The sequence below is a fragment of the Ruegeria sp. YTSA108 genome (assembly GCF_059610185.1).
On sequence record NZ_JBXWND010000023.1, the window covers coordinates 1 to 19,139 of the forward strand.

Here is a 19,139-nt window from a genome sequence, read left to right on the forward strand (position 1 = left end):
AAAGCACCGTGGAAGCAAACGCGGCGAGAAAAACACTGTGACGGACCCGTAATAGATAATGCCAACCCGTAGGAAACCGTCGCTGTCAAAACCTTCTTCAAAACCGCCAAGGCCGAACGGTTTTGGCGGAGATCGTGGAGCATACGACAATACGCTGAAATGGCGGCCTCCGGGCTTTCGCAACAATAGCGCAAGCAATTCATTGGCCTCCAATCCCGCTGAGCCACGCACTTGTCGCTTCAAGCCCTTTTCGCAAGACAGCAAACATTTGCTCAATTTCACTTTCGCTAATGATTAGGGGCGGTGAAAGAACACACATGTTGATCACAGGTCGAACCAATAACCCACGTTTCTGGCATTCGATATCGATCTGGTTACCAATCTCGTAGTCGCACCCCAGATCGCTCTGGGGATCACCATCGACTGAGCATTGAACGCATCCCATCAACCCCATGCCGCGCACATCGGTAACGATGTCAATCTGACCCAACTGCTGTAGCTGATCCTGAAAAACTGGAGCGACCTTTCGAACGTGTTCGAGAAGCTTTTCCCGTTCAATAATTTCCATACTTTTCAGACCAGCGGCCGCGCTGACCGGGTGGCCAGAATAGGTGTAGCCATTTGAGAAGGTAGCATCTTTCCCTGCAACATCGGCGATCAATCTATCCGAGATAATCGCGGCGCCCATCGGTGCATACCCAGATGTCATTCCTTTGGCACAGGTGATTATGTCTGGCTGAATGCCAAAAACTGCCTCAGACGCGAACCAATGGCCCAAACGCCCGAAAGCCGTCACTACTTCGTCGGAGATGTATAGAACATCATACTTCTTGCAGATGTTTAGGCAACTTTCGTGATACCCTTTCGGCGGCACTATCACGCCACCAGAGGCAAGAACCGGTTCGGCGATAAAAGCGGCAACATTTTCTGGGCCAAGCGCCACAATGGCGTTTACCAGGTCCGAAACTTTCTCTTTCAGAAAGCTCTCTTCGCTTTGACCAGGCGCACGATAAAGCGGATTCACGTCTGGCAAGAAATGTGCGAGGTCATCCGCCTTGTCGAGCCAAAGCCTGTCGCGCTCTTTTCCACTGACGCTGGCCGCCAAAAAAGTGCTTCCATGATAAGCTTTTTGCCTTGAAATGATTTTCTTTTTCTCGGGGCGTCCCAAGAGGTTGTTGCGGAAATGAACAAACCGGATGGCCGTATCAACTGCGGTGGAACCGCCGGTGGTAAAAAAGACATTGTTCAAATCGCCCGGCGCACGTTTAGCGATTTCGCGCGCGAACCACGCAGTAGTCGAGTTGGAATTGTTAAAGGGCGAGAAATAGGCAAGGTTCCGAGCTTGCTCAGCCATGGCCTCGGCCATCTCCGCGCGCCCATAACCGATCTGAGTGCACCACATGCCTCCCGGTCCGTCGATCAAGCGTTCGCCTTTTTCGTTCACCACATGGATGCCGCTGGCACCTTCGATAAAAGTGCGGTCGTTTTCGCCCAATGTTGCCATCCCTTCCCACGGGTGCAGGAAGTGGTCGTTGTCCCAGTGCTTGACGTTAGAGTTATCCACGGCGGGCCATGCTTTCTGTGCTCATCACAATTGGGAATTCTTCGCGAACCTGAGCGTCTGAGGCGCCGAAGTAGTTGGGGAAATGGCTATCGAGAATGGAATTGGCCTTGTCACGGGCACGGTCCAGAAGATCAGTTTTGCCTTCGTTTTCCCATGTGTCCGTGCGCTCACGATCCATGAGCCGTGGGTAGACGAATTCGCTGTTCATATAGCTCAGTGTGTGCGGGTTGCCGAGAAAATGACCAGGGTCGATGGCACACTGGTGGATCACATCCACCGCCATGGTTTCATCCGTGACTTCAATCCCGCGCAACGACCGCAGGATCATACCGCCCGCTTCGTCATCGATGACCATGCTTTCAAAACTGCATCCCATCAGGCTACCGATCATACCCCCGAACTCGCACAAACGATTGGCACCGGCATGAGCGGCAAGCGTGAAGGTTAGTGCCTTTTCCAACCCGTATTGCGCGTCGGGTATCTTAGCATCGGTCATGCCTGCGCCGACAGAGGTTGGAAGGCCATAAAAGTTACCCATCTGAATGGCTGCGGCCCCGATCAGAGCCTGTTCGCCACTGCCGCCGGTGAACGACCCGCTGCGCAGGTCAGTGATGAAGGGCCAGGCGGCAAAGCAGACCGGACAACCTGGTGTGATGAGGTTTACGATGGCAACGCAGGCCAGCGTTTCGGCCACGGTTTGCACCAGCGTTCCCGCAAGTGTAGCGGGGGCTGTGGCCCCGGCTTGAGGAGGCACCGCCAAATCAACCGTCAGGCCCAACTTGGCGGTATCAATCAGGATTTCCATGTTTTCCTTGCCGACCCGCAAGGGGGAAACCATGGGGCAGCCACCAAATATGACGCTTGGCTTTTTCATGAAAGCCCCTTCGCCACCTTGAGCAAAATCAAACATGCGGATGGCATGCGGAATATGGCTGCGGTCGCGAAAAGTCAGACAGGCAGGTTTTTGACTGCCTGCGAGCATGGCATAAATGGTGTTCATGTCGTGAGCGAAATCATCAGTCACATCGGTGGCCAAAACTGTGTCGCCCAGCATATGGATGTTGTCCAAACGGTCCACCAGACGGGTGAAATCATAGACATCGCGCAGGATCGACGGGCGATAAGATTTAGTTTCGGAATCGAAGGTGGTCACGGCGGTGCCGGAGTTGGCGAAATAGACGCTCTCCGCCGAGCAATGCATGTCGTCTTTGCCTTCACGCTCTCCGCGGGCATAGACGTAAAACTCCTTGGCAGCACCAGCCAGGATGTCTTCCATCAGTGCGCGGGGGAAGCACAGCCGATTTAGATCATTCATCACCGCGCCCTTGGGCAGCACCAGATCAAGTAATTCCGGGAAATGATCGGTAATGCCGGTTTTTTCCAGAACGGTCAGAGCCGCTTGATGGATGTTCTCCATATCTGTTGGGGTAAGCGGCTTATAGCGGCCGCCACTTAATCCCCCACGCACGGCCTCATTGCCCGTGGTCGCCTGTTGAACCTTTATGCGCGCGGCGCGCCCACCACCACCGCGACGGCGTGATTTTACCTCAGCCATTACCGGCCATCCTTTGTTCTGGTTCCGAGCGGATCATGGCAAAATAGAAATCGTAAAAATCCTGGATCGAAGTTTCCATTTCGCCCAAGGGCCCCGGTTGGAAGTATTGAGAATTAACGCCGGACTGGTTGTGCCGAATGATGCGTTCATCATCCAAAGATGTGACATGCCAAAGCCAGGTCAGGTCTTCCTTGTTGTAATCTTGGCCTTCTTCGGCATCAGCGCTAACCAGCCAGACCACCTGAATGTCGGTTTCCTGTGGACCACGTGGAATAAAGCGGTAGCCCACCATGTGATCCGAATAGATCAGGAACCAATTCAATGGGCCAATATCAAAGTCAGTTGCGCCACCGTCGAAGCCTTTCAGCGTTCCAAGCAATGGCGCAAGCGCCTCGCCCGATTTGCTGCCGGTTTTGTAACCTTGGTAAAGTGGGTAGCGCCGATAATACCCGCTGGTGAATGGGGTGGGTGCAGCCGCGCCAACAAGCGCCAATTCATCAGGTGTCAGCCCGACTTCTACAGCCCTTGCATTTAGCGGCTCGACCAAGCCAGCCATGTCTTGTGGCGATTTCAGGCTATGAGAGCGAGAGTATTCTTTGTGTGCTGGTCCGCAGTGATAGCATTCAAGATAGTTCTCAACCGCCAGTTTCCAATTCGCGGGAACGGGAAATGACGCCGTATGCGCAACTTTCAGATCGTCAAAGCCATAGGGTTCGACGAGTGGCGAAAGCTGGCTGAGGACAGGATCTAGCGATGGCGTGTTTGCATCGGCACACACAAAGATCAAGCCTTTAAAGACACTCACCTGAACGGGAAAGAGCCCGAATTTGGATGGGTCAAAGTGTTCCCCCATGTTATGGCCAGCACGAAGTTTCCCCGAAAGTTCATATGTCCAGGCGTGATACGGGCAAACAAGAACACGGGAGTTGCCAGACTGTTCAGTGCAGACGCGAGATCCACGATGGCGACAGACGTTCAAATGAGCGCGAACTTCGCCTTCGCGGTCGCGAACAATAATGATGCTCTCCGGGCCATAGTCGAACAGGAAATAGTCTCCGGGGTTTGGGATTTGGCTGACATGCCCTGCCCAAAGCCAGTTACGGTTCCAGACCCGGGCGATGTCATAGTCATAGATGTCTTGCGAGGTATAGAATCCGCGCGGCAGAGCGTGGCCGTGCTGGTGCGAGGCTATCAAAGCATCTAACTCAAACGGTCGGCTGTTCATCACGTTTCCTCCAAATCGACTATCTCGCGGCGAAACCAATCCTTGTCTGCTTCTGCCTTTGGGCGTTCAAAATCGCGGGCCGCGCGGTGGCCTGCGAAGACAGCGTCGACGATCAGTCCCGGAGACGCGGCATCGCCTATAAGTTCGAGGGTCTTCAACCCAACCCTGCGTAAGCTGTCGTAAAGCGCTGTCTCTCGCTGGCGCTCGGTAACCAGAACTGTCGAGGCACAGGGAATACTCGCTTCGCGACCGGTAAAGGCACATCCGATGCGGGCCATGTCACTTTCGACCGCGGTCAGCACCTGATTACAGCGAATGTCGATGCCAAGTTCGATCAGACGAGCCTGAATACGGGGCTGCTCCAAAGTATGTACGGCGTAAGCAGAGACCAAACTCTCCGGCGTGACAAAGACCACCGGATATCCGGCAGCTGCCAGTTTTTCTGCAATCACACCTGCCAAATAGATATGGTCATCATCATAGATCATCACCGGGCCATTCGGAGGCAATATGCCGTTCATGATATCATCAGGTGTCAGCACTCTGGCGCTTTGCTCGATATGAGGCATACGGCGCTGGGTGTTTCGCCCCATGCCATCCGTACGCCAACGGCTGCCGGTGGCGACAAAGACGTGTTCGACGCCAAGCTCTGCCACCTGATCGCCGTCAAGTCTGCTGTCGGTGAACAACTGAACGTTGCCGCGCTGTTTCAGATCACTCAGGCGATAATCGACGACGCGCGACCAGGCCGCTAGGCCGGGAAGCTTGCTTTCCTTTGAAACACGTCCACCAAATTCAGCTGAGGCTTCGGCCAAGGTCACCTGATAGCCGCGCCGTGCGATTTGCATGGCACACTCAAGACCCGCGGGTCCGCCACCGATTACCAGTGCTTCCGCCTCGCTTTTTTTCGGTGCAATGATCTCGGGGTGCCAGCCGCGACGCCATTCCTCGCCCATGGTCGGGTTTTGGGTGCAGCGGATCGGAATACCCAGATTGTCCGAAGACACGCAGATGTTGCAGCCGATGCATTCGCGAATTTCGTCGATCCTGCCTTCTTCAATCTTCTTCGGTATGAACGGGTCCGCAATAGAAGGTCGCGCCGCTCCGATAAGGTCGACAATACCTTTCTTGACCATCGACAGCATCATATCGGGGGAGGTCAGGCGACCGACACCTACCACGGGTTTCCGTGTGATCTGTTTGACGTGGGACAGAAACGCGTTCTGATAACCATCTTCCGGCTGGAATCTGGTTGTGGCACTGTCATTGGACCAGTCGGCCACATTCACATCCCATAGGTCAGGAAGATCGGCCAAAAGCTCGACCACGGCACGGCCTTCTTCTGCGGCCTGCATACCGTCGGCGCCCACCATCTCATCAATGGCAAAGCGGAGCGCCACAGCGCAGCTGTCACCTACAGCTTCGTGGGTATCTTCCAGCAATTCGCGCGTCAGGCGCACGCGATTTTCAAGCGACCCGCCATATTCATCACTACGCTGGTTCATATGAGGCAGCATGAAATGTTGCGCCAAAGTCATGTTATGTCCGGCATAGACGTAAATGATGTCAAATCCGGCATCTTTCGCGCGCAGGGCGGCCTCGCGATGCCAGCGGCGGAATTCCCGGATATCGGCCTTATCCATGGCCTGCGCCTGCTTGGGATGCGTCGTATCGAGGGACATCTCAGAAGGTGCAAGAACCGGCGCGCGGGTCAGCAGGTTCTGTGCATGGTTGCCATTGTGAACCAGCTGAATGGCCGCCAGCGCACCATGCGCATGTACCGCATCCGTCATCAGCCGCAACGCGGGCACATCGCGCCCGTCCCATAGCCGCCCCTCGGCATAAGGAGATAAGTCTGAGGTTGGGTGGATTTCGGTCTCCTGATTGGAAACCACCGCCCACCCGCCTTCGGCTTTCATCCCACGTACGGCGGCATCCGCCCGCGGTCGGACATGCCCCAGCCCGGTGCAATGTGGCACCTGATAAAAGCGGTTTCTGGCTGTGACTGGCCCAATCTGAACCGGTTCAAAAAGCAGAGCATATGCGTTCGCGTTCGACATGTTCACGCGTTTTCCTGTATTTGGGACCCGGAGCCGTAAGGCCCCGGAAAAGTGGTTGTGTTAGAAGCCGGCTTTGATCCGTTCAAATTCTGCCAGCATTTTCGCCTCAAGCTCGGGATTCACCGCATCAAAGAACAAACTGCCTTCGAAGAAGCTTTTAGGGTCAGCAAAACCATAGGCTTCGATGTTGGCCTGATCGGCAACTTCGAACGCTTTTGCGTTGGAATGTGGGTAGCCCCAGTTGTCGATGATGTACTGACCGCTGGCAGGGTCAGTGAGCGCGTTCAACAGATCATAGACCTGATCGACCGGAGTCGTGGAAGACTTCAGATGCACGTAACCGCACGCCCAGGTCGCGATGCCCTTATCGACATCACGCATCATCGCGGCAGGCACTTCGTTCCAGATCAGGTTCAGTTCGGACTGGTTCCAGGCCCAACCCATTTCGATCTCACCGCTGGTCATGGCCTGATCAAACTGACCCGCATCGGACCAGTAAAAGCGCATGTTTGGGTGGATTGAGCGCAGGAAATCCGATGCTTCTTTGAACTGCTCATCGCTCAGATTTGTGTAATCATCAGCGTTTCCAGTGGCCAGCGCAGCCAGGGCATATGCAGACGACGCCGCATCCGGGATCGCGATCTTACCTGCATAGGCCGGGTCAGCCAGCAATTGCAGCGAGATATAATCCCCCGAGATTTTGTCGGTACGATAGATAAGACCCGTGTTCCCCCACTCGAACGGCAACATGTAAAGCTGGCCGTCCAGGACGATGGCGTCGACTTCCTTAATCTCAGGTAAAACATCGGCCCAGTTGGTCAGTTTGCTTTCATCCAGGGGCTGGATCAGGTCGGCTGCGACCCATTTCCGGACCGCGTCAGAACAAGGATGCGCCAGATCAGCCGTGAAACCCGAACTCAGTTTCGTGAAGGCTTCCTCCTGACTTCCAAAATAGGAATAGCTTGGCGCCTCATCCCCGTATTTTTCCATGTAGCTGGCAAAGAACCCGGGGTCTTCATATCCCGACCAGTCAAAAACCGTTAGATCAGCGCCACCTGCTATGGCACTTCCCGTGCTTATTGCCGTCGCACATGCGAAGGCCGCAATTCCCTGAACTCTCATTTTATCCTCCCACTATTTTACTATGGTCTGTACCAAGATCGATCACGCTTGCACCTTGAAGCCCCAGCCAAACTGCGTCGCCGCGTTTGAAATCGACCGTGTGAAAGTAGTTGGGAACCGAGACCGAGATTGGCTTTTCGGCTCCCGCAACCTGAATGTGATAGTGAATGTTCTCGCCATAGAAGGCGACGTTGCTGACAGTGCCTTGAACCGTTGATGGATAGTCTTCTGGCTTTTCAGCAGCGATTTCCAATTGTTCCGGGCGAATACCGATGTTCATGTCTTTAGAGCTGGTCGCAACGTTGGGATTTCTCTCAATCTCAATCCGCCCGAAGGCGGCTGCATCGATCGACAACATATTGCCGGTTTCGCCCGACAACTGGGCAGGCAGTATGTTCATCTCACCGATGAAACTGGCCACTTGCTGATCACAGGGACGGGCATAAAGCGTGGTTGGTGTATCCACCTGCTTGAGCCGTCCGTCGAACATCACACCGATGCGGTCGGACATGGTCATCGCCTCATATTGGTCGTGTGTGACCATCACGAAAGTGATGCCAAGCGATTGCTGCAGGTTGCGCATTTCAAACTGCATCTGTTCGCGCAATTTCTTGTCGAGAGCGGACAAGGGCTCGTCCAGCAACAACACCTTGGGTCGCATGATCAGCGCCCTGGCAAGCGCCACCCTTTGCCGCTGCCCACCGGACAATTCACTTGCGCCGCGATCCTGAAGACCTCCAAGCTCGACCATTTCCAGGGCTTCGGCTACGCGCTGGTCGATCTCTGCCTTGGGGGCCTTGCCCCGTAATCCATAGGCCACGTTGTTTCCGACGTTCAGGTGCGGGAAGATGGCGTAGCTCTGAAAGACCATGTTCGTTGGACGGTTGTTGGCAGGCACACCTTCCATATCCTGACCGTCGATCAGCACGGTACCCGCGGTCGGTTCCTGGAAGCCCGCGATCATCCGCAATACCGTAGTCTTGCCGCATCCCGAGGGGCCGAGGAGTGAGAAAAACTCGCCCTCTTTGAGATCGAGATCGATCCCGCTGGCCGCCAGGAATGTGCCATAGCGCTTTTCGACGCCCCTGAGTTCTATGATGTTTCTGTCTGTCATCGGACCTCTGATGCGGATGAGCGGCGGCGGAAGTACTCGGCCAGCACCAATAGCAGAACCGAGGTAAGCAGCAGGATAGAACCCAAGGCCAAAACGTTTGGAAGCTTGGCGGGGAAACGGATCTGGCTCCAGATATAGACCGGCAGTGTTGGCTGGTTGCCGGACAGGAAAAAGGCCAGGACGAACTCATCGAAGCTAACCGTAAAAGTGACCAGCATGCTGGCTACGATGCCCGGGGAAACGACCGGCAGCGTCACACGACGGAAGGTTTCGAACACGCCGACGCCCAGATCGTAGGATGCCTCTTCCAGCGACGCGTCGAAGTCATCGAACGCGGACTTCAAGATCGAAACGGAAAATGGCAGCGCAAGAAACGTATGGCCCAGAACTACGGTCAGCAGAGATGGTTTGAGACCGAGAAACAGAAACAGAACCAGCATTGACGAAGCCACGATAATACCCGGGATAACCAAAGGCAGCATTACCAGACCTTCAGCTGCACGCTGACCCCGAAAACGGTACCGAACAAAGGCGCGCGCGGCGAACAGCCCCATAGCGGTAGATAGAATTGCGACGACCGTGCCGACACCCAGCGAATTCCAAAGGGCCTGGATCAGCGTATCCTGCTCGCCCAGTTTCCGATACCAGTCCAGCGTCCAGCCTTTTATCGGAAAGGCAACGATTGTACCGCTGTTGAACGAGAACAAAGGTAGGAAAAGAACCGGCAGGTACAGAAAAACCAAATACAGGAAAGCATAGGCTGTCAGGGTCGAGGGGCGCTTCATCTGATCCTCCTCCCAAACTGGGTGGCGGTAATAACAAACACGATGGCGACGAAGCCGACCGACAGCATCGCGATCAGCGAAAGTGTGGCGCCGAGAGGCCAGTTGTTAGCGGCCCCGAATTGCACCTGAATAAGATTGGCGATCATCTTCCCGTCCGATCCGCCGACCAGCGCTGGAGTCACGTAGTCACCGACAGTCGGAATGAAGATGATCAGGCAAGCCGCAATGATCCCTGGGATGGTCAACGGCAGCGTCACCCGCATGAAGCGTTGCAAAGGACTGTTGCCGAGGTCGGTGGCGGCCTCCAACAGGCTTGGATCGATCTTCTGCAACGAGACATAGATCGGCAGGATCGCAAAAGGTGCCCAGGCATGGGCAAGCGTCAGTACGACAGCGAATTCATTATAGAGCAAGAAGTCGAGCGGTTCGTCGATCAGACCAAGCATCAGTAGTGCAGAATTCATCACCCCGTTGAACCCAAGGATGAGTTTCCAGGCAAATACGCGCAGGAGGTAGCTGGACCAGAACGGAATGGTGATGAGCAGAAGCCAGATGGTCTTTTTCCGGGCCTTCATCGCGATGAAGTACGCGATGGGATAGGCCAGTGCGACAGTGACTACCGTAACTGCTCCGGCAATCCAGATCGACCTTAGCATTAAATGTCGAACCAGCGGATCGGCAAACGCGTCGCTATAGTTTTTCAGCGTCGGTGTCTTGTCGAGCGTTACGTAGGTTTGGGTCCAGAATGAATAGGCGATCAGGATCACCAAAGGCGCCGCCACCAGAAACCCCACGTATGCCGTGGCTGGTGCGCTGAGGGTATAACCCCGGGACGCTTCGCTACGAAAAATCACCCTATCTCCCATCTCGGTACTTACGAGTCTCTAATGGACGATCGTCCATTTAATGTTGCGCCAGAAAGGCCTTTCGTGTCAATCTTCCTGTGAGCCACCCATATGAGAAGACCCTAAGCTAATGGAATCATTGAATAGAGTGACAGAGCCTAAAGGAAGAAAGCGTAGCTCGAAGCGCGATCCAGAAGCCAACAGGCAGCTTCTGATCAAGGCGACACTGGATACTATTGCTGATATCGGGGTCACCGATACCTCGGTCAGTCGCATTTGCGAGCGCTCAGGTCTGTCGCGCGGAATGATCCATTTGCATTTCGGGGGGAAGGACAATTTGCTGACCGCAGCGGCCCAGCATTTCAGTACCGAGTATTATGCCGAGATGGACAGAATGACCGAACTGGGCTCGGATGCATCGCCCGAAGAGCGAGTGATGGCTGTGATCGAGGCGGATCTATCCGAAGCTTTGCTCAATCCACGAAGTACGAAAATCTGGCATGCATTCCGAGGCATCGCGAGCTCACACCCAGGTATTGCCCGATACAGCAGCACTCAGGATCCCAAACTTGTCGAGACTTTGCGGCGCGCGTTCACGGAGATAGCCCAACAAAACGGACATGATCCGAACTTGGTGAATGATGCCACTAGCGGAACGTTGGCCTTACTGGAAGGTATGTGGGTAAATTACCTTACCGATATGCAGGTTTTTTCGCGACGACGCTCTGCTGAACTTATTCGAAGATTTTTAGGCGGACTTTTTCCAGGAAAATTCAAGTTGTGAGCCTTCGCGACGCTCAGGTTTGAGATGGAAACAATGCCTCTTCCTGGAAAGCAACTACTGGTATTGGTGAGGCCTCTAGCGTCCACGTAGCATCGACCTAGCTATTGAAAAATCTCGACGTCCGCTGTGCGCTATTAGCGGACTTTCACAATTAAACTTTGTAGTCCGAGATGCGCAACAAAGTGAGGTTTTGCAGCATTATTGACGTCGTGGTGTGGCTACGCACCCGTTGGTCCAATCTTCAAGCTGGTCGGGAAAAGCATCGACTGACTTCGCTCGGCGCCTGCGATAAATCTCGACATACATGCCTCCAGCCTTTGCCGAATAGCATACATCATCCAGAGTTTTCACACAGACTCAGTCCAATACACCATCAGCTGAAAGCAAGCATGGATGTTTGCAGCCAGAAGCTACAAGGTAGCACACGATATCCAGGACACCGAACAATGCCTAAAAAACACCAGGGACAAACGGTTGCGATAGATGTTGATCTCGCTGGAGATATTCTTCGAGTGGCGGTTTCTGGTCTTCCTAAACTAGTTTCTAGGAACGCGGCTAGCGCCTTGCTGGAGCTTCGTTCGGATCACGAACAGTTTCGGGGGTTTTTGAACCTCCCACCAAATGGAAACCACCTCATCAACTCTTGCCTACTCTATCCACCCTTTGAGCAATGTACCGATGGGGCACTTTTTCTAGCCTCTCAGTTTGCATACGCACCATATGCCGGAACCGCACTCATGGCTGCAGCCACCATAATTGCGAGCGCGAAGCGTCAAGCATTAGCCAAAGATCAACAAGTTGTTGCTTTGGAAACAGCAAATGGTGTCATGGAAGTACAAGTAACCCGAACAGATAGCGTTATGACACATGCCAAGTGGTTTACTGTCAAGCACAAGCTATTGATTAATAATCAAATATTGAATCTTCCTCTAAGTGGAAACATTCCAGTTTCTCTAGTCGATGCAGGGTTGCCGTATTTGGTTGTCGATGCAGACTATCTAGGTATTTCGCTTAGTGAGCGCCAAAAATTGACCAACGCTGCAATTGAGTTAAGCGGGGCGGCTAGTAAACAATTTCCGATGTCCAATTTTGGCATTGGCGGCAGCTACGGTAAATACTTGGTCATGTTCAGTTCGAAATCAGGGAAGAACCATATTAAAACTGTCTGGGTCTCTGATAAGGGAGAACCGGCTAATTCGGCCGGGGGGACAGGCGCATTGTCCGTTGTGGTGGCGTGCGAGGGCAACGGGTCACTATCTCCCGGCAGGTCCGTGACAATCGAAGCACCGGGCGGGATTTTTGAATGCCAAGTTGTAGGTCAATTCGCCACTGTATCAGCAGAAGTTAGGATCGTTGCAAGGCATAGCTTTCCTTCTTTTTACAACGCTAATCAGTAAGGCAGCTTTTTAAATTGGGTGTTTGGGTGCAGAACCCTAACAAACCGAGCAACTGAATTCCATTCTGCCAGAACCCGTTGTGGCGCCTTAATTGCAACCCAGTGCCTGGTAGGGCCACTGAAAGCTTCGGACATTGCCGACGAGAGTATTGGGCCGACCCCCGACGAATATTCGGAAAGGCCTTCTGCGGGCAAGTTTTTCGCCCATCTTCACTAAAATCTGGGTTTTTTAGCTCAATCAGCCCAAATCGGACATTGGTCGTGGCAGTAAAGAACGACAGGAGTACACTAAAGGCACCAAAATCAGCGTGCTTTCTTGATCTTTATTTTGTCAAGCTTCGCTCTGCTCTTGGTCGATTCCTCAGAGCGCGTGAGAGCTTTGGCAATGGCCTTCAAGCCCATCCCCTTTGACACCAGTAGGTGCAATTTTTGAATTTCCTCTTGTGTCCAAGCTTGACGGTGACGCTCAAATCGTTCTGCCATGGTTTTCGTCTACCTTATCAATGTGTCTGATCTGTCATAAAGCATGGTGGTCGTGTTGACGCCAGCTCAAGCAAAATCACGAGTATCTTAGTGAAGCAACGGTGATACCAAACGCGACAAATGACAGACCCAGCCCAAAGCGGACAATCAAGACCAAACTTTGCAATTCCGGATAGCGGACCGAACCGGACATCAACGTTGAGCGTGCCAATGTCCGGTCATTGCTCGCTAGCCTTCAAGTGGGGCTCGGTTGACGCGACTGACCTCCTCCATAATGTCGAAAACATGGTCGGCGGTCACTGTGATCCCTATCGCTTCCAGGCGCTTCAGGTGCATTATTTTATAGCTTTCCAGATATTCGCGGTTCCGAAACAGGTATGTGGACCCATAGTGATTGGTTCCATCTTCGACAGTCCAAATCTTCCAGATTATTCCTGGCTCCTCCGCGATACTCTTTGCAAGTTGCTCGGTGCCGGCGAGAAATTCTTCTGTGATCGGACCTTCATAGGTCATATGCAGATCCCAGACTTTCAGTGTACTCATGTTTAGTTTCCTTTGTGAGTTTGGGAAAGTTCAGCGGTTTTTCCCGAGTTGGTAGAAGCATAGGACCGCAAGCAAGGCGAAGAAGATGGGGTCAGACCAGCCAAACCCGGTGAAAACTCCTGTCAGGCAGGCGTAAAGCGTGATGATGACGCCAAGTAGATTGGTCCACATCAATCCTGTGAGAAGGGCGATTGCAGCTTCACTGCCATGTTCTACGTCCCGAAACAGGAAGCTGATGATCCCGATGCCGCCCAGAAATATCGAGTTATGCTGTGACAGGAACACAGCGTATTGGTCGTTTAATTGCAGGCCGTAGTTTGGCCAGAGGATGGCCGGGGCAAAGAACAGCGCGAGCGCGAACAACATGTAAATCACGCCATGCACGGTCAGGAGTGTTTTGTTAGGCATGTTACGACTTTCTAAGGTTGAGGCAGTTTTTTTCGGAGTTGGTTGAGTGTCTTGATCGTCTGGCGTTTGTCCTGCACGCTGAGATCACCAAAAATCTGTTCCAGAGCTTGATTGTGGAGTGGCAGGAATTCGGCCACTTTTTGGCGCCCGGCTGCGGTCAATAACAGAACACGCGCCCGTCTGTCGGTTTCATCGACACTCTTTTCCACCCATCCGGCTTGAACCAGGTTTTTGACAACCACATCCAGGTTGCCGGATGTAGACAGTGTCAGCCGCATCAGATCGTTGATTGACAGCGGACCCTTGTTGCTAAGTGTTTCCAGCGCGTCCCATTGTGGCGCTGTAAGGCCCGCCGAACGAAACGCAGACACCATAGCGCGCATGAATAATTGCTGACTGCGTAGCAGGGCCAGCACCAGGGTTTGGTTTTCTCGGGCTTGATTTTTATGTCTCATGTTGCGCATGTATCCCTAGTTAGGGATAAATTCAAGTACTCCCCATAGAATGACCTAATCCACTCATTCGTTCGATGTGCAGCATTTGTTGGAATGACGCATAAAGCGAGCTTTCGCTGCATCTGCGCTAATGTCCGCAATCATTTCATCTCAGTTCATCAAGCAACGTTACTCTGTCACTGGAAATACATTTGTCTTCTTGACAACTCCGTAGACAAAGCTGCTGTCCATGGAGGCAATACCTCCAAGAGGATGCAACTTTCTGCGAACGAATTTTTCGTAATCTGAAAGATCAGCCACGACCACACGAAGCAGGTAATCCGATGAGCCGGTCATAACGAAACACTCCAGTACCTGGTCAATCCGCGCAATGGCTGCTTCGAATTTCTTTACTGTCGCTTCAGTATGGCTTTCCAGTTTGACGTGAACGAATACCGTTACCGGCAACCCGTAGGCCTCGGCGTCTATGTTGGCGCTATAGCCGGTGATGATTCCATTTTGCTCGAGCAGCTTCAGCCGCCTCAGACAGGGCGAAGGTGACAAGTTCACCTCTGCTGCCAAGTCTTGATTCGTCATTCGACCATTGCGCTGCAACGCTCGAATGATCTGTTGGTCTTTACGGTCTATTTTTTTCATAGATTAGCATATACTGCTACAAACGAGGTAGTATAAGACATTTTTGGAATATTTTGCCACTCGTGTCGTCATACTCTGCTTCTTGAAAACCAAGGAGTCACCCAATGCGCAACCGCCCCGACAGCTTCTCCACTCTTGCCATTCACCATGGCTATAACCCGATGGAAAACGAAGGAGCGTTGACGCCTCCGCTGCATCTGACCTCGACATTCGCTTTCGAAACCGCGGAAGCAGGCGGTGCGATGTTCGCGGGCGAGCAGGCAGGGCATGTTTATTCGCGCATCTCGAACCCGACTTGCGATTTGCTGGAGCAACGCATCGCGGTGCTTGAGGGGGCAGAGGCAGGATTGGCCCTGGCCTCGGGGATGGGGGCGATCACTGCAACGATGTGGACTCTTCTTGCCCCGGGGGATGAGGTCATTCTCGACAAGACGCTCTATGGCTGCACATTTTCCTTCATGCGGCACGGGCTGGCAAAATTCGGTGTGACAGTGACCCATGTGGATCTGACGGAGCCGGAAAACCTGATAGAGGCGATCAGCGGAAAAACCAAGGTGGTCTATTTTGAAACACCCGCCAATCCGAATATGCGCCTTGTAGATATCCAGTCTGTATCAGCCATTGCCCATGCCAACGGCGCCTACGTGGTGGTGGATAATACCTATGCCACGCCCTATCTGACCCAGCCAATCAAACATGGCGCAGATATCGTTCTGCACTCGGCGACGAAATATCTAGGCGGTCACGGAGATGTTGTTGCAGGGTTGCTGGCCGGATCGACCGAGCTGGTGACTGAAATCCGCCTCTATGGGATGAAGGATATGACCGGCGCGGTCATGGCCCCGTTTAACGCGATGCTCATACTGCGCGGCCTCAAGACACTGGAATTGCGCATGGATCGGCATTGCAGCAGCGCTGCGACCATCGCCGAATATCTGGAGCAATCCGCCGGTGTGCGAAAGGTCTGGTATCCGGGACTGAGCAGTTTCGAACAGCATGATGTCGCGCAGCGGCAGATGTCCAAATTCGGCGGCATGATTGCATTTGAACTGGATGGCGGTCTGGAAGCAGGGCGCGCGATGATGAACAGACTGCAAATGATCACCCGCGCCGTATCATTGGGAGATGCTGAAACACTGGTGCAGCACCCGGCCAGCATGACCCACTCTACCTATACGCCTGAAGAACGCGCCGCACATGGCATCAGCGATGGGCTGGTGCGATTGTCCATTGGCCTGGAGGGGATCGACGACGTGATCCACGATCTCGAACAAGCCTTGCCAAGACCCCCTGTCCGCAGCGCAGCTTAAGGAAATTGACCATGTCCATTGATCTCAAAACAATTGAACAACGTTTGCTGTGGCTGTCCCACTGGATGATCCACCATGCGAACCACATTCGGCCCAAAGCTGACGGGATCAAGGTTGGCGGGCATCAGGCGTCTTCGGCGTCGATGGTATCGATCATGACCGCGTTATATTTTCAGACCCTGCGTCCGGAAGATCGCGTAGCAGTCAAACCGCATGCCTCGCCGGTCTTTCACGCGATTCAGTATCTGATGGGCAACCAGACCCGTGAGAAGTTGGAGAACTTTCGCGGATTTGGTGGCGCGCAAAGCTATCCTTCCCGCACGAAAGATATCGATGACGTGGATTTTTCGACCGGTTCGGTGGGCCTTGGCGTTGCTATCACCTCGTTTGCGTCACTTGTGCAGGATTATGTACAGGCCAAATCCTGGGGCGATACGCAAAAGCTTGGACGCATGATCGCATTGGTTGGCGATGCTGAGCTGGACGAAGGCAATATCTATGAGGCACTGCAAGAGGGATGGAAGAACGATCTGCGTAATTGCTGGTGGATCATTGATTATAACCGCCAGTCATTGGACGGCGTCGTGCGTGAAGGACTGTTCCAACGGATTGAGCAAATCTTCGACGCCTTCGGATGGGATGTTGTGCGGGTTAAATACGGCGCTTTGCAACGCGCTGCGTTTAAAGAGCCGGGCGGAGAGAAGCTGCGTCAATGGATTGATCAGTGCCCCAACCAGCTCTACTCGGCACTGACCTTCATGGGGGGCGCGGTGTGGCGCGAGCGACTGATGGAAACCCTCGGCGATCAAGGCGACGTAAGCGCGTTGCTTGATGCGCGCAGCGATGACGAACTGGCCGCTCTGATGGAAAATCTGGGTGGGAACTGCGTCACCACCATGGCAGATACCTTCGCCGCAATAGATCACGACCGCCCGGTCTGTTTCCTTGCCTATACGATCAAGGGCTGGGGGACGCCGATTGCTGGCCACAAGGACAACCATGGTGGGTTGATGAACAAGACTCAGATGGCCGAATGGAAGAAATTCATGGGTGTTACTGAGGGTGATGAATGGGAGCGCTTTGCCACCATCGCAGACCCGGCAGCGTTTGAGAAAATGCTGGCAAAGACGCCCTTCTTCGCCAGAGGGCCGCGCCGATACTCAGATGACGTTATCGACGTCCCCTCAGTTGAGTTGGATCCGGGTCGTGAAATCTCGACTCAAATGGCATTCGGCAAGATTCTGGATGACCTGTCCAAAGGCAACAGCGCGCTGGCCGAGCGGATCGTGACGACCTCTCCGGATGTGACCGGCACAACCAATCTTGGCCCTTGGGTCAATCGCAGGAAACTGTTTGCGCGCACCCATCAATCCGACACTTTCAAGGCTGAAAATATCCCCTCCACCGCGAAGTGGGAGTTTACACCAGATGGTCAGCATATCGAACTTGGCATTGCTGAAATGAACCTGTTTTTGCTTCTGGCGGCGGCAGGGCTTTCGCACTCGGTTTTTGGCAAAAGGCTTATTCCCATTGGAACGGTCTATGATCCTTTTGTGTCCCGTGGCTTGGATGCGTTGAATTACGCCTGTTATCAGGATGCCCGTTTCATGATCGTGGGCACGCCCTCTGGCGTCACTTTGGCGCCGGAAGGCGGGGCGCATCAATCAATCGCGTCGCCGCTGATTGGCATGTCGCAAGACGGGTTGGCCGCATTTGAGCCCGCCTTTGCGGATGAATTGGCGGTCATCATGGAATGGGCCTTTGCCTATATGCAAAAAGATGGCGAGGGAGATCCCGATGAACGCACCTGGTTGCGCGACGAGACCGGCGGTTCGGTCTATTTACGTCTGACGACCAACCCGATTGAGCAGCCCGGTAAACGCGTGGATGACGATTTCCGTCAGGGGGCCATCGACGGTGCCTATTGGCTACGCAAACCGGGACCGAACTGCGAAGTTGTCATTGCTTATCAGGGCGCGGTTGCCCAGGAGGCCATCAGGGCAGCGGGCCATATCGCCCAGGGGCGGCGGGATGTCGGCGTTCTGGCAGTGACCTCTGCCGACCGGTTGAACGCCGGCTGGACTGCAGCGCAACGGGCGCGCACAAATGGCATTCGGGGCGCTGAGGCACATATCGAAACGCTGCTGGCAGATGTGCCGCGCGACTGCGCATTGATCACAGTGATCGACGGACACCCGGCAACGTTGTCCTGGTTGGGTGCCGTTCATGGCCACAAAACGATTCCGCACGGTGTGGAGCATTTCGGCCAAACCGGGTCTATTGCGGATTTGTACCGTCATTTCCGCATTGACGCTAACGCGTTGATCCAATCAGTAGGCGAATTGTCCCATGGTCGTAAAATCCCTCAGATTGTGGCTATAGCATAGCAGCAGCAGACATTGGATCACGTTGCTGCGTCTGCAACTATGGGCTCTCCTGTCGCCACTCTCTGCGGAGCGCTTCAACTGGTGGTAAGAGCCCATTTTGTGAGTCCGATTTTCATGCTGCGTGCGCTCGCGGTGTGGGAAATGCTGCGGTAGCGTAAAGTATGGTGCTGTCGGGCAGCGGGAAATGTCGCCATTCGTGCAGAGTGCAGCAAGGATCAGGGACTGAATTCACACATCGCGGACGAAGCTGACCTTGATGGTCACAGACTGAACGTCGGCTTCTGGCATCGTTGCGTGTGCTCTTCCTACAGGGCAAATAAAAACGGGCGGTCCGTTTCGAGCAAACTTACAATACCGGGCAATATTCTTATTCTATCTTCTTCTTTCCAACTAGGGTCAGGACTCATAGCCAATAGATGACGAGAGCTGCGATGGCGATTGCTGAGAGGAAGACCTTCGGGCACCTG

General features: G+C 53.8%; 16 protein-coding genes. 4 read left to right on the forward strand and 12 right to left on the reverse strand.

Translation table 11 applies throughout. The features are described 5' to 3' along the window. Positions 1–199: 199 nt before the first annotated feature. From AC2FHW_RS19360 to AC2FHW_RS19395, 8 genes are read right to left on the reverse strand one after another with little or no spacing between them, the layout of a single operon-like run. Entirely contained in the window at positions 200–1,504 is a 1,305-nt protein-coding gene (locus tag AC2FHW_RS19360; protein WP_496822480.1) for an aminotransferase class III-fold pyridoxal phosphate-dependent enzyme, read from the reverse strand. A 52-nt stretch (positions 1,505–1,556) separates the two neighbouring features. Next, positions 1,557–3,119, reverse strand: coding sequence for a trimethylamine methyltransferase family protein (locus tag AC2FHW_RS19365; RefSeq protein WP_271952679.1), 1,563 nt, complete (start codon positions 3,117–3,119; stop codon positions 1,557–1,559). After that, a complete protein-coding gene (locus AC2FHW_RS19370; RefSeq protein WP_271952677.1) occupies positions 3,112–4,344 on the reverse strand; it encodes an aromatic ring-hydroxylating oxygenase subunit alpha in 1,233 nt (410 codons plus the stop codon). The genes AC2FHW_RS19365 and AC2FHW_RS19370 overlap by 8 nt, the downstream gene beginning before the upstream one ends. Next, complete coding sequence (locus AC2FHW_RS19375) at positions 4,344–6,404, reverse strand: oxidoreductase (protein WP_271952675.1); 2,061 nt, start codon at positions 6,402–6,404, stop codon at positions 4,344–4,346. The genes AC2FHW_RS19370 and AC2FHW_RS19375 overlap by 1 nt, the downstream gene beginning before the upstream one ends. A gap of 60 nt (positions 6,405–6,464) precedes the next feature. Next, positions 6,465–7,526 carry an extracellular solute-binding protein gene (locus tag AC2FHW_RS19380; RefSeq protein ID WP_496822476.1) on the reverse strand — a complete coding sequence of 354 codons (1,062 nt, stop codon included), beginning with the start codon at positions 7,524–7,526 and terminating at the stop codon, positions 6,465–6,467. A gap of 1 nt (position 7,527) precedes the next feature. Next, entirely contained in the window at positions 7,528–8,640 is a 1,113-nt protein-coding gene (locus tag AC2FHW_RS19385) for an ABC transporter ATP-binding protein (RefSeq protein ID WP_271952671.1), read from the reverse strand. Continuing rightward, on the reverse strand, positions 8,637–9,425 hold the full coding sequence (locus AC2FHW_RS19390) for an ABC transporter permease (protein ID WP_142640356.1): 789 nt from the start codon (positions 9,423–9,425) through the stop codon (positions 8,637–8,639). The genes AC2FHW_RS19385 and AC2FHW_RS19390 overlap by 4 nt, the downstream gene beginning before the upstream one ends. Then, positions 9,422–10,291, reverse strand: a complete 870-nt coding sequence (locus AC2FHW_RS19395) for an ABC transporter permease (protein ID WP_142640355.1) — start codon at positions 10,289–10,291, stop codon at positions 9,422–9,424. Before AC2FHW_RS19395 ends, AC2FHW_RS19390 begins: the two co-directional genes overlap by 4 nt. A gap of 109 nt (positions 10,292–10,400) precedes the next feature. Between AC2FHW_RS19395 and AC2FHW_RS19400 the strand changes: the two genes are divergently transcribed. Further along, complete coding sequence (locus tag AC2FHW_RS19400) at positions 10,401–11,054, forward strand: TetR family transcriptional regulator C-terminal domain-containing protein (RefSeq protein WP_271952668.1); 654 nt, start codon at positions 10,401–10,403, stop codon at positions 11,052–11,054. A 446-nt stretch (positions 11,055–11,500) separates the two neighbouring features. Then, complete coding sequence (locus AC2FHW_RS19405) at positions 11,501–12,451, forward strand: proline racemase family protein (RefSeq protein WP_496822478.1); 951 nt, start codon at positions 11,501–11,503, stop codon at positions 12,449–12,451. A 710-nt stretch (positions 12,452–13,161) separates the two neighbouring features. On the opposite strand, the gene AC2FHW_RS19410 is transcribed toward AC2FHW_RS19405, so the two are convergent. From AC2FHW_RS19410 to AC2FHW_RS19425, 4 genes are all read right to left on the reverse strand, one after another. Then, entirely contained in the window at positions 13,162–13,476 is a 315-nt protein-coding gene (locus AC2FHW_RS19410; RefSeq protein WP_271952664.1) for a monooxygenase, read from the reverse strand. A 30-nt stretch (positions 13,477–13,506) separates the two neighbouring features. Beyond that, a complete protein-coding gene (locus AC2FHW_RS19415) occupies positions 13,507–13,884 on the reverse strand; it encodes a hypothetical protein (protein ID WP_271952662.1) in 378 nt (125 codons plus the stop codon). 11 nt (positions 13,885–13,895) lie between these two features. Beyond that, positions 13,896–14,339 carry a MarR family winged helix-turn-helix transcriptional regulator gene (locus AC2FHW_RS19420; protein WP_271952659.1) on the reverse strand — a complete coding sequence of 148 codons (444 nt, stop codon included), beginning with the start codon at positions 14,337–14,339 and terminating at the stop codon, positions 13,896–13,898. Between the two features lie 168 nt (positions 14,340–14,507). Next, the gene (locus AC2FHW_RS19425) at positions 14,508–14,966 is read right to left on the reverse strand and encodes an Lrp/AsnC family transcriptional regulator (RefSeq protein ID WP_281973936.1); all 459 of its coding nucleotides are present in this window, start codon (positions 14,964–14,966) and stop codon (positions 14,508–14,510) included. Positions 14,967–15,079: 113 nt separating this feature from the next. Here AC2FHW_RS19425 and AC2FHW_RS19430 point away from each other — a divergent pair, with 113 nt between their 5' ends. Both AC2FHW_RS19430 and AC2FHW_RS19435 read left to right on the forward strand, forming a co-directional pair. After that, positions 15,080–16,285 (forward strand): methionine gamma-lyase, encoded by a 1,206-nt coding sequence (locus tag AC2FHW_RS19430; protein WP_281973927.1) that lies wholly within the window; start codon positions 15,080–15,082, stop codon positions 16,283–16,285. 11 nt (positions 16,286–16,296) lie between these two features. Further along, positions 16,297–18,672, forward strand: coding sequence for a thiamine pyrophosphate-binding protein (locus tag AC2FHW_RS19435; protein ID WP_496708373.1), 2,376 nt, complete (start codon positions 16,297–16,299; stop codon positions 18,670–18,672). Positions 18,673–19,139: the final 467 nt, after the last annotated feature.

What these genes read in the sequence shown, in the direction of transcription:
- AC2FHW_RS19385 (WP_271952671.1), bottom strand. Translation starts at nt 8,640, where the DNA reads ATGACAGACAGAAACATCATAGAACTCAGGGGCGTCGAAAAGCGCTAT.
- AC2FHW_RS19365 (WP_271952679.1), bottom strand. Translation starts at nt 3,119, where the DNA reads ATGGCTGAGGTAAAATCACGCCGTCGCGGTGGTGGTGGGCGCGCCGCG.
- AC2FHW_RS19390 (WP_142640356.1), bottom strand. Translation starts at nt 9,425, where the DNA reads ATGAAGCGCCCCTCGACCCTGACAGCCTATGCTTTCCTGTATTTGGTT.
- AC2FHW_RS19370 (WP_271952677.1), bottom strand. Translation starts at nt 4,344, where the DNA reads ATGAACAGCCGACCGTTTGAGTTAGATGCTTTGATAGCCTCGCACCAG.
- AC2FHW_RS19420 (WP_271952659.1), bottom strand. Translation starts at nt 14,339, where the DNA reads ATGAGACATAAAAATCAAGCCCGAGAAAACCAAACCCTGGTGCTGGCC.
- AC2FHW_RS19395 (WP_142640355.1), bottom strand. Translation starts at nt 10,291, where the DNA reads ATGGGAGATAGGGTGATTTTTCGTAGCGAAGCGTCCCGGGGTTATACC.
- AC2FHW_RS19405 (WP_496822478.1), top strand. Translation starts at nt 11,501, where the DNA reads ATGCCTAAAAAACACCAGGGACAAACGGTTGCGATAGATGTTGATCTC.
- AC2FHW_RS19415 (WP_271952662.1), bottom strand. Translation starts at nt 13,884, where the DNA reads ATGCCTAACAAAACACTCCTGACCGTGCATGGCGTGATTTACATGTTG.
- AC2FHW_RS19410 (WP_271952664.1), bottom strand. Translation starts at nt 13,476, where the DNA reads ATGAGTACACTGAAAGTCTGGGATCTGCATATGACCTATGAAGGTCCG.
- AC2FHW_RS19430 (WP_281973927.1), top strand. Translation starts at nt 15,080, where the DNA reads ATGCGCAACCGCCCCGACAGCTTCTCCACTCTTGCCATTCACCATGGC.
- AC2FHW_RS19435 (WP_496708373.1), top strand. Translation starts at nt 16,297, where the DNA reads ATGTCCATTGATCTCAAAACAATTGAACAACGTTTGCTGTGGCTGTCC.
- AC2FHW_RS19360 (WP_496822480.1), bottom strand. Translation starts at nt 1,504, where the DNA reads ATGGCAACATTGGGCGAAAACGACCGCACTTTTATCGAAGGTGCCAGC.
- AC2FHW_RS19375 (WP_271952675.1), bottom strand. Translation starts at nt 6,404, where the DNA reads ATGTCGAACGCGAACGCATATGCTCTGCTTTTTGAACCGGTTCAGATT.
- AC2FHW_RS19400 (WP_271952668.1), top strand. Translation starts at nt 10,401, where the DNA reads ATGGAATCATTGAATAGAGTGACAGAGCCTAAAGGAAGAAAGCGTAGC.
- AC2FHW_RS19380 (WP_496822476.1), bottom strand. Translation starts at nt 7,526, where the DNA reads ATGAGAGTTCAGGGAATTGCGGCCTTCGCATGTGCGACGGCAATAAGC.